The sequence below is a fragment of the Chitinophaga hostae genome (assembly GCF_018224885.1).
In the GTDB taxonomy this organism is placed as follows: Bacteria; Bacteroidota; Bacteroidia; order Chitinophagales; family Chitinophagaceae; genus Chitinophaga; species Chitinophaga hostae.
Genome location: NZ_JAGTXB010000027.1, coordinates 14842 through 31312 on the forward strand (window position 1 = coordinate 14842; position 16471 = coordinate 31312).

Consider the following 16471-nt stretch of genomic DNA (forward strand, 5'->3'; position numbering starts at 1 on the left):
TCGATGCACTGCCAACAATGAAATGCCTACACATCCTGTTATCGCTATGTCTTTTTTTTCCTGTTGTATTAAAAGCGCAGGAGGGAATGCCTGCCACAGTGCGGCCTTGTGGCACTGACGCCCTCCAGGAGGTGTGGCGGAAGGATGCTTCTTTCCTGGCGCGGGAGCGCGCTATTAACAAGGCTATCTTACAAAAACAATATATTACCGTTCCCGGAGCCCCGTTAAAGGCAGCCGGCCTGGTGGTGTTACCGGTGGTATTTCATATTATCAGCGAAGATCCGGCTGCAAACCCGGATGCAGCCGTACTAGCCGCGCTGAAAGAGTTAAACGATGCGTATGCAGCTACAGGCGCCTTCACTGGCGGCCGTACCGATACAAAGATCCAGTTTTGTCTTGCTAAAACAGCACCGGATGGTGGTAAAACCACTGGTATTGTGCGTACACATTCCTATTTAACAGATTTTGACAATGAAATGGAGGGCGGCGACCTTACTGCACTGGGCAGATGGGATCCGGCGCGCTATGTGAATATATGGGTGGTTACGGATATTAAGTCGGAGTACATGCAGGACTTTGCCTGTGGCAGCTGGACCCGTCTCAAAATGGGCGGTTATGCCAGCGCCGGCGGCGATATAGTGGTAGCTGGTTTGGGCGTAGGTGTACTGGCGCACGAAATGGGGCATTACCTGAGTCTTGCACATACTTTTGCCAACAGGGATTGTAAGAATGATGATTGTCTTACCGACGGCGACATGGTATGCGATACCCCGCCGGAAAAAACCATCACAGGGGGCTATGCCTGTGGCGTGCCGCAAAATTCCTGCAGTTCGGATACCCTTTCCGGGTTTACAGTAGATGTACCGGATTTGCCGGATAACTTCATGGACTACGGGCAGGGTATTGGCTGTATCCTGTCGTTTACCGCAGGGCAGGCAGCGCGGATGCATAGTTTTATAGATGTGGCCCTTCCCGGTATGCTGGCCAGCACCGTATGCAATGAACCCTGTGCAGAAAATATTACTTCCTCTTTTACAAGAGATATAGATTACCCGGTAATCGGTAACGTGGTTACATTTACCAGCACCGGCACAGGTGCTAATGCTTATCAGTGGCTGGTAGACGGTGTTCCCAGCGGTACGGCCGCCACCCTGCAGCTGACGGTTACCCGGAAAAAAAACTACGAAGTTATATTGCGTGTAACCAACACCGTGAGTGGATGTTTTGCAACAACCAACGATGTTGTATCTGTGAGCTGTGGCGTAGTGGCCCGGTTCTGGCCCAGCAAAAGAAAAATTGCATCCAAAGATGGAATAGAACTGGACAGCGTATATTTTACCAACCGTTCCCGGAATGCGACCAGCTGGAGCTGGCTGATGAGTAATGATAAGGGAATGACCGAACAGGAAATAAGTACTGCAGAGCAGCTGAAGTATGTATTTAAGACGCCTGCCAATTACCGTGTTCGTTTAGCCGTGACCGATGGCCATTGCTTTGATACGTCAAATGCCGTAAAAATTGTAGTGGATGATCCTACTGCGGATGGCGCCGTGTACGTTACCAAAATAGAATGTTACCAGCAAACAAAAGTGCGGGTAACCCTGTATTTCCACAACTTCGGGTATCATACCATTCCTAAAAATACGCCGGTATCTTTCTATGATGGTGATCCCCGCAAGCCGGGCACCAAAAAGGTTGGCGCGGTATGGGCTTTACCGGCAGACCTTAAGGGGAAATGTTCCAGTGCGTTGTTATCTACCATTGTAGATGTAGGTAAAGCCGGTATCAACGACCTGGGTATTGTGCTGAATGATGATGGATCCACACTGCCGCTTGCATTACCGAATACGACGTTGGTGGAAACTTCTTATGGCAATAATATTAGTGTTAAACATGGCTTTAAGTTTAAGGTGACGCTGAACCCCAACGACTATACGCTTACACCGGAACAACAGGTAGTCCTCAAACCACAGGGCGCCAATGGTACCATACAAAGTGCTAAATGGACCGGCAACTACTTGGACTGCAGTGATTGTATCAATGCCACCTTTACTGCTCCTTACAGGAAGGATACAGTGACCCAAGCACAGGTGATGGCCTATACACAATATGCCTGTTACGACAGCACCATTGCCACACTGCATATCCCGGTGGTGGATGATTATACGGTAACCATGAAAGCGGTGGATTGTTCCAGGGGCGATAGTTTACATGTAGATTTCTCTCTTTGTAATTTATATCCCAAGGGAAATATCCCGGCGCAGCTTCCGGTGTCATTTTATGACAGAACGCCTGCTGACCCTGCAGCCCAGTTGCTGGGCAAAGGTTTTAGCACGCCTTTACAAAGTGCAGGTACCTGCGCGGACTATGGTTACTATATCAGGCAATCCACCACCGGAGCGGTATATGCTATTGTCAATAAAGACAAAATTGTTCATCCGCCGGCAACAGGTTTGAATGAAGCCGACTATAACAACAATACGCAACGCTGGCAGTATGTTGCGCCAGTGGCGTCGGTGTTTCCCCTGGACACCGTGGTGATGAGAAAAGCCACTTTCCCGCTGTATTACGGCGTTTCGAATTTTACCCCGACAAATATTTTATGGCAGAACGATATCGCCTATACGCTGAGTTGCTATAACTGTCCTTCACCCGTGGCAGCAATGAAAGACAGTGCCTTTGTGGGTGTGCAGCTCACCAATAAATATGGTTGTGTGATAAAGGGCCGGCAATATGTACGCATTTTTCCGCCTGATTTCACTATCAGCCTCCTGAAAATGGATTGCTTTGATAACGATCATATACTGGTTAGTTTCAGGATCTGTACGGCCAATGGTTACGATAGTATTCATGCGGGTATACCTGTTTCCTTTTATAACGGCGATCCGTCGAGTGAACAAACATCGTTGTTGTTACCGTTGTTTCATACGCCTGTAACGACAGGTGTATGCAGGGATTTTACAACGGTGTTGTCGGCGCCCCGGAGTAACAATGTAACTGCGATTGTAAACCGGCAAACGAATTTTGTAATGGATGAAACCAATTACGCCAACAACCTGGCAGATGCCCCCTATACGCCATTTACGGTAAGTCTGACGCCTTCGGTGATAGAATTACCAAGACCCGCAGCGGTAAACCTCCATGCGCTGATAGATGGGGGACCTGCCTCCGCTTACGCATGGGAGCCGGTAAGCGGTTTGTCGTGCAGTAACTGCGCATGGCCCAGAGCCGCTGCCACTTCTTCCATGCGTTATACTGTTACAGCTACCAACCAGTATTATTGTACAGATACCGCTACAGTGCATATTAAGACCTTCACCAATTTCGGCATTAGCATGCCTAATGCCTTTACTCCAAACGGAGATGGACAAAACGATTGGTTTTATGTGATTGGCAGCTGGGATATTAAGCAGCTGAGAGATTTTCACATATACAATCGCCTGGGTAATGTGGTGTTTGAAGCGCACAATACACCTGCCAACGACAGGAGCTACGGATGGGATGGAAATGTGAATGGTAAGCCATCGCCGATGGGCACCTATGTTTATTTTGCCACAGTAGAATTCCTGGATGGCACCACACAGTTGGTGAAAGGAACCGTGACGTTGATCCGTTAACACAGGGTATGTAAAAGCAGCCAAAATGTGTATCTTGATACAAACTCATTACACGTTATCACATGGTTGCATTACGAATATCACTTCTCTTCATGGCAGCGTTGTTGTTGTCAATGGCCGGCAGCACCCAGGTAAGGGTGTTGTCGGTGGCGCCGGAAGTAACCGGTACGAAATTAAAGACCATTCATTCGCCGCACCTGGTAGTACAGCCCGCCGGGCATGTTAACCGGCATCAGCTGCTGGTCATGATACCGGGTACCGGTGGAAGCGCCGCCGATTTCCGTTCGTTTGACAGCTGCTTTGCCGCGATGGGATATTACGTGGTGACGCTGGATTATCCGAATAGCGTGATTACTACTGTTTGCTCGAAAAGTGAAGACAGTACCTGTTTTGATAATTTCCGCCGGGAGATTATGTTTGGCACGCCGGTGAGTGATAAAGTAGCCGTAGATTCAGCCAATTGTATTGTAAGCCGTGTAACAGCCCTGCTGGTATACCTGGCTAAACGGGATGCCAGCTGGCAAACATTTATACAACAGGGAAAAGTGCGTTGGGATAAGGTCATCGCAGCGGGGCATTCACAAGGAGCAGGACATGCCGCTTATATGGGCAAGCAGTTCGTACTGCGTGGTGTATTGATGTTTTCGGGGCCGCAGGACTACCTGCAGTATTTTAATATGCCGGCACGCTGGCAGCGGGAGAATGGCCGCACACCGGTGAAAAGGTATTATGCGTTTCTGCATACCGGCGACCCGTTTAATTTTCAATACCAGGTAGCAGATGTAGCGGCCATCAACCACCTGGCAGTAACGGATACCACGATGGTGAAACCTGGAGCGGCAGTACGCTCCACGCGTCAGATACTGGTTACAGATATAGATAAAAGCGACCGGCATGGGTCTACCTTGGGAAAAGAGTTTACAGGGGTATGGAAATATATGATCAGCAGCGCCGGTGCGAAATAGAAAACCTGATAAAAAGAAAGCCGGCCCTCAGTGCGGAACCGGCTTCTTATCATCACTCTCTTCACACTATCAAACTTCACAGGAATTGGTTCTAACTATGGTTCCGTTTTTCTTAAAGCGGGCATGCCAGCTAAGGGCCTCCTGCAGCAGAGGTGGTGTTTGAACCACCCTTTACAGGCATTGGGAAAATAATCAACCTGTTCGTCGCGGTAGCTGGCCTGTGCGCTTTGCGGGCACAAAAATACGGGGACATTTTATGGCTGATCTGCGTTTTTGAGTCATTTTTTTGTTAGTTCCGGCCACCGGTCTTTTGAGAGTATTTCGTTATATTTAGTAATGCGTCATCAATTTATTATCCACTACTAAATCCCAATTATTATGAAGCGAATCCTTCTTGTATTTTCATGTGTTTGTTTTTTGAGTACGGCCACCACGCAGGCACAAAGTATACTTGACCAGGCGAAGAAGACGGCCGGCAGCGTACAATCGTTTGATGCGGGAGGTATCGCCGGCAGCATCCTCGGAAAACTTACCCCTGCCCTGGCATTGACAGGTGCGCAACAACCGAAGGTACAGGATCTGATCACCGGCTTCCTGAAAAAGAAGGCGGGCATACTGCCGCTGCAGCAATCTAACCCCAGCGGCTATACGTCGAAATTCGGAGGATTGAAGAACGGCTTATTTTCCAAACTGAAAACATTACTGACGCTGAGTCAATATACCAAGCTGCTGGGTCTGAAGCCTAAAACCAATGATGCCGCCAACGTATTGTCGCAATTGTTCTACTAGCGAACATATGTAACTAAAGGTAACAGAGAGCGGATATTTTCTTGTTTGCGTGCAGGAAAGTATCCGCTTTCTGCTTTATCTTCGCCGCCGTTCGTTACCATTCTATGTCAAAGAGGAAAAAGAAGCCAAGGAAACAAAAGACACAAAAGAAGCATCAGGGATTTAATAGTATAGCCGTTGTTGTTATCCTGATCATTGCCGCTTTTGCGGTAACTACCTGTTCCCGCAAGATAGCAGGAGATAAAGTTTCTCCTCCTCCCCATAAAAAAGCGGTCCATAAAAAAGATAAGAAACCACTTGCCGTCACTCCCTTGCTGACGGAGGATTTTGAATCCGGTTCTAAAACAAATTATAATAATGGTGTGGTTGACCTGTTCAGCGGCCCCTGGAAATTCAAAGATGCTGTTACCGGCGATCTGGAGGAGGACCATAAAACAGGCACCCAGGCCCTGCGCATCCGGAATACCGGTATGGCAGGTATGGATTTCGATATCCGGTTCAGGGGCACGGTAACGGTTACACTGAAACATGCGCTGTATGGAAATGATAAAAAAGGGGAGTGGGAGTTGTGGGCTTCTGTAAACGGGGGGCAAAGTTATTTTCGTGTAGGGGATGGGGTGAGTGCTGCCACGAATGCATTGCGAACGGCTACATTTACAGTGGCTGTTACCGGAAGGATCCGTTTTGATATCCGCAAAACGGATAAGGGCAACAGCAGGATCAATGTGGATGCCTTCCGGGTTATAGCAGGCGGAAAGCTGCCGCCGCCCGGTCCGGAAACACCCGCTGAAAGCGGAGCAGACGATAATATGCTGCTGGGTAATCCCAGTGGCGCCGGTACGTCGATGGTGATGGCCAATAATTACCTCATGAACAAAGGGTATTACCAGTTATCTTATAACCGGGCGAAAGGTACGCCCAACTGGGTATGCTGGCATGTTTCCAGGCGCGACCTGGGGCATATGTCGAGGGCGAATGATTTCAGACCGGATGCCGATCTGCCGGGAGACTGGTACCAGGTATCGCAAACCAGTTATATAGGAAGTGGTTTTGACAGGGGACATAATTGTCCTTCGGGCGACCGGACTTTCAGCAGGGATGCCAACGAAGCCACGTTCCTCATGACCAATATGATTCCGCAGGCGCCGAACCATAATCAGCATTTGTGGAAAAACCTGGAAGAATATACCCGTGAGCTGGTGATGAAAGGCAACGAAGTGTATGTGATTATGGGCAGCTATGGCATCGGAGGTGTTGGCAGCAAAGGACTGACGAAAACGATAGATGACAGCCGTGTGACTGTTCCGGATCATATCTGGAAAATACTGGTTGTTTTGCCAGAGGGGAATAATGACCTGCAACGTATTAATAAAAATACACGCATCATAGCCGTGAATACTCCGAATAAGAATGATGTTAATGCGAAGTGGACAGCTTATCTGACCTCCATAACAGAAATTGAGAAGATAACGCGTTATAAGTTGTTGGACAAAGTGCCGGCTGCAGTAAGACAGGAATTAGTTAAGAAGATAGACACAGGGGACTAGCGCTTGTATCGTTAAAAAAAATATTATGTCGTTGTGGTAATTATATTATAAATTGCATAAAATTATTATGTTTTTATAGTTTTTTTATTATTAACCATAAAAAAATCATGATAAGTTTTTGGAAAGCCCAATTTGGCACAATTTTATTGAAAGTACCGTAGCAACATGTAACTAAAAGTATCCTTGAAGCGTTATTAACAATTACAAAGCTAACTTGAAGTTTAACTAACGGATTACTAGCAAGATGAACCTACACTTTTCTTGATTATATGCATGTATAACAAGAGCATATTGTGCACGCGATAGAAAAGGATACTACGTAATAACTTGCGGAATACGACGTTATATACTTGAAAGCTTAGCAACGTGAGCTTTTTAAACATTAATTTTATATATAATCAATATGGGTGAAAGAGTGTCGGTAGCCTTACTTGTTTCAACGTATAACTGGCCGGAAGCGTTAAAGCTTGTGCTGGAAAGTGTACTGGTGCAAACCGTCCTCCCTGATGAAGTCATTATCGCTGATGATGGCTCCGGAGAGGCCACCAGGGCTGTTGTTGATGCTTTCAGACAAAAAACTTCCATCCCGGTAAAGCATTTCTGGCATCCGGATGAAGGCTTTCGCAAAACGATTATTATAAACCAGGCCATTACAGGTACTTCTTCTGAATATATTATACAAATTGATGGCGACATTGTGATGCATGAGCTTTTCATCAAGGATCATGTCAGCGAAGCGGAAAGAGGCTACTATATTCGCGGCAGCCGCGTATTGTTACAGGAAGAGATCACTAAGAGGTGTTTACGCACCGGCAGTTTTGAGCCGGTAACCACTTTTACAAAAGGGCTCAGGAACAGGATTAACTCGCTTAGAATTCCTTTACTGGCGCCATTGGTCATAAAAAAGAGCAAACGTTCGAGGAACTGGATTGGTTGTAACTGTGCTTTCTGGAGGCAGGATTTTTTGAAAGTGAACGGTTACAATAATGAGCTAAAGGGTTGGGGACACGAGGATATAGAGCTGGCAGCGCGTTTTATCAATTCGGGGCTTTACCAGAAAAAGATCAAGCTGAAGGCCGTTTGCTACCACCTGCACCATCCGTTTAACGATCGTGTGCATGAGAATATCAACTACAGGGTGTACCTCGATACACTGAATCGTGGCATTGCTTATTGTTCAAACGGGTATCATCACCAACTGTGACTGTGATTAGTGTGATTGTCCGTGATGAGAGAAGATTAAAAAAAGATTGAAATCAGCAAATAAAAGCAAAGAAGCCGTTTGATATAATATCAAACGGCTTCTTTGCTTTTTATATGCGCTTATCAGGACAATCATATTAATCAGACGAATCAGCGTTGCTTGCGAAGGTCTGCATTTCTATGAGTCGTGCGTAAATACCGTTGTTATTGAGGAGTTGCAGGTGGTTACCCTGTTCGGCAACCTGCCCGTTATCCAGTACTACAATAAGATCCGCATTCTGGATGGTGCTCAGGCGGTGGGCAATCACCAGGGAGGTACGATTCTTCATCAGGTTGTTGAGTGCATCCTGCACCATTTTTTCGGATTCTGTATCCAGTGCAGAGGTAGCTTCATCCAGCAGCATCAGCGGCGGGTTGGAGAGTACGGCACGTGCAATACAGATACGCTGGCGTTGTCCGCCGGAAAGTTTGGATCCTTTGTCACCTATATTGGTATCGTATCCATTTTCTGTATTAATAATAAACTCATGGGCGTTGGCGATCCGGGCGGCGGCTTCTACCTCGGCTGCGGTTGCAGCCGGCTTGGCAAAGGCGATGTTATTAAAGATCGTATCATTAAACAGGATCGATTCCTGGTTAACCACACCCATCAGGGCACGGAGTGATTCCATGGTAACTGATTTCAGGTTTTTACCATCTATCAGCACATTACCCGACTGAGGATCCATAAAACGGGGGATGAGGTCCATCAGGGTAGACTTACCACCACCGGAAGGGCCTACCAGGGCTACTGAAGAACCTTTGGGGATAGTAAGATTGATATTGTGCAGGATCGTTTTTTCGCCGTAAGAGAAAGACACATTTTCGAAACGGATCTCTTGTTCGAAGCCGGTTAATTCGGTAGCTCCGGGGGCATTCACGACCAATGATTTTTCATCTATCAGGTCCAGTACCCGTTCACCAGCTGCAACACCGGAATGGATGTTGGTGAAAGCGCCGGAAATAGCTTTTGCCGGGCGCATGATCTGGGAGAAGAGGGCGATATACACCACAAAGGTAGACCCGTCCATATCTCCCTGGTTATTGATGATCAGGGAGCCGCCATAAAATACGATACCGGCCACCATTAATACACCAAGGGTTTCAGAAACGGGAGAGGCCAGCTGTTGTCTTTTCGCCATGGAGCGGGTAATCTTTGAATAGCGGCGGTTTTGCTTATCAAAACGATCGGTGATAAAATTCACCGCATTGAATGCCTTTACGATCCGGATGCCGTTCAGTGCCTCATCGAGATAACTGATCATCATTCCGTAGGTTTCGTGGGAAGCTGTGGCTTGTTCTTTCAGTCTCCTTACAATTCTTGCGATGATCAAACCTGCCACCGGAATGATCAGCATAGAGATCAGCGTTAATTTATAGGAGATCAGGAATAACATTACCAGGAAGGAAATCAGCGTGGCCGGTTCTTTAAATAAAACCTGCAGCGTGCCGGTAACAGTATATTGTACCACCTGTACATCCGACGCAATTTTGGAGATAATATCTCCCTTTCTTTCATTACTGAAATAGCCCAGGTGCAGGTTCATTACGTTGTTAAATACGCTTCTGCGTAAGTTCAATAAGGTTTGTATTCTCAGGCTTTCCATGGTACGGTCGGCAAAATAGCGGAACAGGTTACCCAGCAATACGGAAGTTGCAATAGCAATGCATACAAATTCCAGGCTGACCAGCTGACCATACTGGCTTGAAATGGAGGTAGTATAATGTTTGAATACATCGAAGATCTTAAAGTAATTGTCGGGCATGGCGGTTACTTCCTTCGCCGGTGTTTTGTTAAATAACGTATCCAGCAAAGGCGCCAGCAGCGCCAGGTTCAGCGTGCTGAAAATAACAGACAACAAGGTGCAGATGAAATAGGGGATCGCAAATTTGTTAATAGGTTTAGCAAATGATAAGAGTCGGAAGTATGTCTTCATATTTTAATATAATCGTATAATGATTAGACGGTGCATAAAAAAAACCGCATCGTTGCTGATGCGGTTCCTTAAGTTTTTAATTTCCTATTTATCAATAACTTAAAGAAATATTTTCGGAAGCACATTCAAGCCTGCAGATCAACAGTAAATACTGTAATCAGGACCCAAAAGTAGCCCTTTTGGCTTAATTGCCATTAATTTTTCTCCAGTATTTTCAGGGCGTCGGTGTCTTTATACTGTATCATTAGTTTTTTTAGTTGGGCCTTTAGCGTAGCTGTAAGCTTTTCATAGCCTTTTTGTCCGTAAAGATTATTGATTTCATGCGGATCCTTTTTCAGGTCATACAACTCCCAGCTGCTTGAATCGCCGTAGAAATGCACGAGGGTATATTGTTCGGTGCGGATACCAAAATGCGGATACACGTGGTGCGGTTCGGGGAACTCATAATAGTGGTAGTAAGCTTCTTTCCGCCAGGATACATTCTGAGCATTTTCTTTCAGCAGGGGCAGAAAGGACGCGCCTTGTATATCGGAGGGAACGGGTACACCGGCTATATTGAGAATAGTAGGCGCCCAGTCGATATTCAGCATCAGTTGATTCACGGCAGTTCCGGGTTTGGTTACGCCGGGATATTTTATGATAAAAGGTGTACGTAATGATTCTTCGTACATAAAGCGTTTATCGAACCAGCCATGTTCTCCCATATAAAAGCCCTGATCAGAAGCATATACTACCACTGTATTTTGCGCCAGCCCTGATTTGTCGAGGTAGTCCAGTAACTGACCAATATTACGGTCGAGAGATTTTGCGGTGGCCAGGTAATCTTTCAGGTAACGTTGGTATTTCCATTCCACCAGTGCATCGCCGGAGAGATGTTTGGCATCAAACTCTTTACTGATTTTATTTTCATAGTAATCGATATAGGCCTTTTTCTGTTCCGGCGTAAAACGGCCATAGATGCCTTTTTCGTAGTCGGCGTGTACTTTCAGGTCTTCTTTCAGGCGCATGGTTTTGTCGATGGTCATATCCTGGTTTTGTGCTGCCAGGCGATTTTTGTAGTCATCTTTGAAGGTAGGGGGGAGCGGGAATGTTTTATCATCGTAGGCGCCCAGGTCCTGGATATCCGGCAGCCATTCGCGATGGGTCGCTTTTTCGCCTACTACCAGGAAGAAAGGGCTGGACGTATCGCGGTTGTTCAGCCACTTGATAGCCAGACCGGTAATAATATTGGTTACATATCCCTCCTGGCGGGTGGTATCACCAGGGCTTATGATATCAGGATTGAAATACTGGCCCTGGCTGTTGAGGATGCGCCAATAGTTGAAGCCCTTGGGGAGGCTACCCAGGTGCCATTTACCTATCCAGGCCGTTTGGTAGCCATTTTGCTGAAGCAGTGCCGGGAAAAGTTGTTGCTGCACGTCAAACTTTTTCTCATTTAGCGTATAGCCGTTGATGTGGCTATACTTGCCGGTGAGCAGCGTAGCCCTGCTGGGGCCGCAAATGGAGTTGGTGACGAGCGCATTCTTAAAAAGGGTTCCTTGTTTGGCGATGCGGTCAATATTAGGCGTTTGTACCAGTTGGCTGCCATAGGCGCTAATAGCCTGATAGGCGTGATCATCCGAGAAAATGAAAATAATGTTTGGGCGTTGTTGTTGTGCATAGCTATTGGCAGCGAACAACAGCAAAAGGCCCCAGGTTTTCTTAAGATAGTTTGTGGCAAAGAAATTCATGTGTATGTATTTATCTCCCTAAATAAAAATTGCTGATAAGGATATGCTGTACCCGATAAAGATATTTTTATTATGTTATATATTATATGTGCTAATAAAATATTTTTGCGGGAGAAGGGGCTTCGCCCGAATTTTTGAGTACCTGAAAGATGAACGCCATGGCTATTATATTTCTTAATCAAAGTGAATGCGCTTTATGCGGTGATATTTTGCGGGATAGCAGTGATCTTCAGATGTTTCCGCCGTTGACGAACAACATGAAGGATCCGCTGTTTATTTTCAGTGATGCCGGTGTACATGCCAGCTGTCTTGATAAGCACTCACTGAAAGAAGAGGTGATGCATTATGTGGATCTGCAGACAGATACGTTTATGCGTAAAACCTGCCATGTGAGCGGAGAGCAGATAAACGATGTGAATGATTTTATCAGTACCGGGTTATTGACGTCCAATAAACAGGAGCCGCTGCATCAGTTTAATTTCCTGCAAATGAAAAAATCGCAGTTACATAACTGGAAAGAAAGAGCGCTGTTCCTGGAGACTGCAGCAGCGTTTATCGCTGCGGGGAAATGGGATGGGTTTATGGGTTACAACGGCCTGCAGATCTGTATCGATGTGTTTAAATAAAATGCGGCTACCTCCTGGCAGCCGCATAGTCAAGTTATTTCAGCGGTACTACTTTAAAATCCTCAAACACCACATCGAAAGGCAACTTGCCGGGTGCGGCGGCTACAGGTCCAATCTGCACTTTACCTCCCGGAGGGAAGTAGGCTAGTCGCAGCATATCAAATTTCTTATTGTCAAAAGAATATTCAATCTGTACATAGTCTCCTTTGCGCAGTAATTTCAGCCACATGCTTTTAGGACTGTCGTGCCGCGGTACTACCGACCAGTCGGATACTTCATGGGTTACTACGGCGCTGACGTTTTGTACGCCATCCACGTATTCAATGCCGGTTTTAATCCAGTTTTTGTCATTGGTGCGGATCATCAGACCAGCCTGATGAAAGAGTTCTTTATAGTGACCGGTGATTTTTACGGTGGCTGTAAAATCGCCTTCCTGTTCGTGGAAATAAAACGGGCCGTTGTCGCGGATAAATCCATAGTGTGTTACCTGCCAGTAGTCGGTGCCGGGATCTACTGTCACCATAATTTTATTGTTATCTGCCGACCATTTTTTGGGTGTGTTATACCATTGCATCGTTTGTGCTTTAAGTCCCATGCTGAGTGCTATGAAAGCGGAAATTGCTACAAATCTTTTCATGATGTTTCCGTAAATATTTGATCTAAGATCACAAATAAAACCCGGATGTGATAATTTATTGATAACGTAGGGGCGTAGCCGGTACCTTGATAAGTATTTTATTTATTCCCGTTTAAGATAGACGGAATGATGTACCTTCGCCGACAGAATCCCATTGTAATACCTAACTTATGAAGATGAGCGTTTATAGATCCCTGTTCCTGTTAGTTGCTTTTTGTGCAACGTTTGCGTCCTGTAATCTGGAAATGGCAGGTCCTGATGCTAAACCAGTTAATCCTGGTACACCGACGCCCGGAACACCACCAGCTGGTAGTGCTAAAGTACGGGGCACCTGGAATTATTTAGGCGTTACGCTGAAAAGTACGAGTTCTTCCAGCGCCGAGGGAATCACAGCCACTTTGTATACCGACTATACCACTTCCGATAACAAGGGTGTTTTTGTTTTTGATGGCAAAAATGTTATCATAACGGGGTTAGGCTACACGATGAACGGCACTATGAGAACGGTGATGACAGGGCCGGGCGTGCCTCCCACCGACATGACGATACCGATCGGAGTGACTTTACCGCCATATAATGCAAATTCGCCGTATCAGGAAATTAATGAAACGACCATTTACCTCGAGAAAGGATTTATAGAGGATCCTTCCGGCCTGGGTGGAACTGAAACACTGGGCGGCGAGGCTAAGTTGGCTTTTGACGGGGATAACATGACGATGACTATTGATTTGAGTAAGGTTGCAGTGCCGGTGCCGGGTTCAACGGTTTCAGGTTCACTGGTTGCGAAGTTTACAAGGAAGAAATAATCATTTTGTTTGCGATAAACAGGAAGGGTGGCCAATTTGGCCACCCTTCCTGTTTATCGCTGTTTTACATTGGCTTCCTGCCATATTTCTTTGATCGTATTTTCTGTGTTCATGCCATCCGGGCAATTTTCAGAACGTGTATTGGCCCGGAATTTCAGCCGGGGCATTTTCCTTCCCAGCGTTACCACGCGTGTTACCGGCATCTGCAGGTGGCCATTGGTATCGTGGGAGGCTATCCAGGCATGGGCATACCGGAGCCAGTTGTTGCGGTATTGCTCCGGTTGCTGATAAAACCAGCTGATTTCATCGAAGCCCCAGGGGTAGATCGTTGTGGTGTCCGGCACACCCGGATGGTTGCTGATACCAAAATTATCCAACTCCACCAGGTAAGGCATTGATGCCGCTTTCCAGCCACTGGGTGCTATACCGCCATGGCTTCTTCCAAAAAGGGCATCCGTAAACCCCATTTGTAAAATGCCTTGCTGCGGATGTTCCGGTACGGATTTAATCCGCAGGGGGAAGGAGTTGAAGTCGAGTAAACTTTTGCCATTCACCACCATACCGCCGGAAGGTGTGTGCGCATCCAGTAATACCCAGTGGTGGCGGGTATGATCTTTCGCATAGGCGCGTAATTTTACCAGGAAGGTGCTCCATCCGGTAAGGGCAGGATCTTCCATGCCGATAAGCGCTATTTGTCCGAGGTGCAGGGCTTCACAACCCATCTCCATATAGGTGCCTGCCAGGAACATAAACCACAGTTGTGTTTCCTGCCGGGTAATGTCCGGCACGCTGTTTCCTTTACTCCAGTGATCCACGAGTTTCCCTTTGAGGTTCAGCATTTCCTGGTAGCGGAAATGCCGGTTCTCCACCGGTAGGGAAAGAGCTTTGAAAGCCCAGCCGGGTATGGGGATGGTGTTTACCTGTTCGCTGATCTGCTCAAACAGGGCGGCCTGGAAAATCACTTCAGGATCATTTTGCTGTACTTCCTTTACCAGTCGCCTGGCGTTGTCGAGATAGTCTTTGTTGGTAAGCACTGATTCGCCTCCCCAACGATAAATAGCCCTGCCGATAAATTTTGCCCCCAGGTGATGTATCAGGCGGATATCATCTTCTTTGTGAGGGTAGGGCGCATCTGATGCATAAGGATCGACTGCCAGGAACTCGGTCATAGTAACGGCGTGGTTGAGATAATTCTCCAATACAGGCCTGGAAATACCTTTCTCATTAAAAGTGAGCTTTTGCGCGCGGGCGTTGGATCCATAGAACGCCAGTGCTGCCAGCAACATTGCTGCGGGACGCTGAGTGAATGATAACATGTCGTGGAATAAATTTGAAAACAAGATACTTTTTTTCGAAAAGGCGTCACAATATTTTAGATGTACGGCAGCGCTGTTTTTTTGTGTTATATTTAGTACCTAAAACGACCCAACCTTAAACATGAAAGCATTGTCGGATCAATTCCCCGTCCTGCATACCCCACGCCTGCACCTGATTGAGATAAATCATTCACACCAGCCGGATCTCTTTTACCTGTTGACAGATAAGCGGGTCACTGAATATTACCACGTAATACCTTTACAGGAAGTTGCCGATGTGAGAAAAGTTGTTGACTTTCTGCATCAGCGTTTCATCGATAAAGAAGGCGTCCGTTGGGGGATAGCATTGGAAAATAAAGAGGAGCTGATTGGCATGATCGGCTTTAACAGCTTTGCCCCTGGTCATAAAGGGGTGTTGGTATTTGCACTGGTACAGGAGTACTGGGGCAAGGGCTATATGGCGGAGGCGATAGCGGCAGTAACCGCCTATGGCTTCTCAACGCTGGAGCTGAAAAGGATAGAAGCGGAAGTATTACCCGGGAATAAAGCTTCTGAAAAAGTATTGGAGAAAGCGGGTTTCCGCCACGAAGGATTACTGCAGCAATGGATGCTTTGGGACAACAAGGCATTCGATGTGAACATGTATGCCTTGTTGCCCCCTCGCCTGTAATGCGACTTCGTCATCACCAGGGGGATGACAATGTCAGGCTCCTGCTATAGCGGAACAATAAACGGCATTACAGGAAAGTTATCCGGTTGTTGTTGGTCTAGGCCTTTTTGGCGGCAGCTTTTTTGGCAGCTGTTTTTTTCACGGCAGCTTTAGGAGTATCAGCTATAGGGGCGGTTGCTTTCTTTGCGGCAACTTTTTTAGGCGTATCGGCTTTGGCCACACCAGCTTTTTTCGCGGGCGCTTTCTTTTTAGGCTTATCCGCCGCTTTTTTCTCTGACAATCCTGCTATCATCGCCTTTGTGGCTTTTTTAACATTGCGGAGAAACTTTTTTTCTCCCAATTGGGCTTTTAAATCAACCAGGGCAACGGTTAATACTTCGGTTACTTTTAAACCAGCTTCTTTTTTAAGATGCTTACCGGTCGGTTTACTGGAATCGGGCATGGGTACATAAATTGGTTTACAAAAACGATTATCTTCAAAATTAACAATTATATAATATTGGCAATGTTAAGTTTTATAGTAAAGTGAGAAACAAGCGTATATGCTTTTTGTAAATTATGTTTTTATTGAATATTATGGTGGTGGAAG

At 46.4% G+C, this 16471-nt stretch carries 13 protein-coding genes; 8 read left to right on the top strand and 5 right to left on the bottom strand.

Going from position 1 to position 16471, the window contains the following annotated elements:
• The first annotated feature begins 86 nt into the window (after nucleotides 1–86).
• From KE626_RS31865 to KE626_RS31885, 5 genes are all read left to right on the top strand, one after another.
• On the top strand, nucleotides 87–3617 hold the full coding sequence (locus KE626_RS31865; RefSeq protein ID WP_211977134.1) for a T9SS type B sorting domain-containing protein: 3531 nt from the start codon (nucleotides 87–89) through the stop codon (nucleotides 3615–3617).
• A gap of 62 nt (nucleotides 3618–3679) precedes the next feature.
• Entirely contained in the window at nucleotides 3680–4582 is a 903-nt protein-coding gene (locus KE626_RS31870) for a BPSS1187 family protein (protein WP_211977135.1), read from the top strand.
• A gap of 378 nt (nucleotides 4583–4960) precedes the next feature.
• The gene (locus KE626_RS31875; RefSeq protein ID WP_211977136.1) at nucleotides 4961–5371 is read left to right on the top strand and encodes a hypothetical protein; all 411 of its coding nucleotides are present in this window, start codon (nucleotides 4961–4963) and stop codon (nucleotides 5369–5371) included.
• Nucleotides 5372–5475: 104 nt separating this feature from the next.
• On the top strand, nucleotides 5476–6918 hold the full coding sequence (locus KE626_RS31880; RefSeq protein ID WP_211977137.1) for a DNA/RNA non-specific endonuclease: 1443 nt from the start codon (nucleotides 5476–5478) through the stop codon (nucleotides 6916–6918).
• A 403-nt stretch (nucleotides 6919–7321) separates the two neighbouring features.
• Nucleotides 7322–8122, top strand: coding sequence for a glycosyltransferase family 2 protein (locus tag KE626_RS31885; protein WP_211977138.1), 801 nt, complete (start codon nucleotides 7322–7324; stop codon nucleotides 8120–8122).
• 136 nt (nucleotides 8123–8258) lie between these two features.
• Here the strand turns inward: KE626_RS31885 and KE626_RS31890 are convergent, their stop codons facing one another.
• Both KE626_RS31890 and KE626_RS31895 read right to left on the bottom strand, forming a co-directional pair.
• A complete protein-coding gene (locus KE626_RS31890; RefSeq protein ID WP_211977139.1) occupies nucleotides 8259–10097 on the bottom strand; it encodes an ABC transporter ATP-binding protein in 1839 nt (612 codons plus the stop codon).
• 194 nt (nucleotides 10098–10291) lie between these two features.
• Complete coding sequence (locus KE626_RS31895) at nucleotides 10292–11827, bottom strand: sulfatase family protein (RefSeq protein WP_211977140.1); 1536 nt, start codon at nucleotides 11825–11827, stop codon at nucleotides 10292–10294.
• 158 nt (nucleotides 11828–11985) lie between these two features.
• On the opposite strand from KE626_RS31895, the gene KE626_RS31900 reads away from it, so the two are divergent.
• Nucleotides 11986–12453 (top strand): hypothetical protein, encoded by a 468-nt coding sequence (locus KE626_RS31900; protein WP_211977141.1) that lies wholly within the window; start codon nucleotides 11986–11988, stop codon nucleotides 12451–12453.
• Nucleotides 12454–12487: 34 nt separating this feature from the next.
• Here the strand turns inward: KE626_RS31900 and KE626_RS31905 are convergent, their stop codons facing one another.
• Nucleotides 12488–13090: a DUF1349 domain-containing protein gene (locus KE626_RS31905; RefSeq protein ID WP_249207862.1), complete on the bottom strand. Its 603-nt coding sequence runs from the start codon at nucleotides 13088–13090 to the stop codon at nucleotides 12488–12490.
• Between the two features lie 176 nt (nucleotides 13091–13266).
• Between KE626_RS31905 and KE626_RS31910 the strand changes: the two genes are divergently transcribed.
• On the top strand, nucleotides 13267–13896 hold the full coding sequence (locus KE626_RS31910) for a hypothetical protein (protein ID WP_211977142.1): 630 nt from the start codon (nucleotides 13267–13269) through the stop codon (nucleotides 13894–13896).
• Nucleotides 13897–13949: 53 nt separating this feature from the next.
• Here the strand turns inward: KE626_RS31910 and KE626_RS31915 are convergent, their stop codons facing one another.
• Nucleotides 13950–15212 (bottom strand): hypothetical protein, encoded by a 1263-nt coding sequence (locus tag KE626_RS31915; protein WP_211977143.1) that lies wholly within the window; start codon nucleotides 15210–15212, stop codon nucleotides 13950–13952.
• 121 nt (nucleotides 15213–15333) lie between these two features.
• Between KE626_RS31915 and KE626_RS31920 the strand changes: the two genes are divergently transcribed.
• Entirely contained in the window at nucleotides 15334–15882 is a 549-nt protein-coding gene (locus KE626_RS31920) for a GNAT family N-acetyltransferase (protein ID WP_211977144.1), read from the top strand.
• Between the two features lie 97 nt (nucleotides 15883–15979).
• Here the strand turns inward: KE626_RS31920 and KE626_RS31925 are convergent, their stop codons facing one another.
• The gene (locus KE626_RS31925) at nucleotides 15980–16324 is read right to left on the bottom strand and encodes a hypothetical protein (RefSeq protein WP_211977145.1); all 345 of its coding nucleotides are present in this window, start codon (nucleotides 16322–16324) and stop codon (nucleotides 15980–15982) included.
• Nucleotides 16325–16471: the final 147 nt, after the last annotated feature.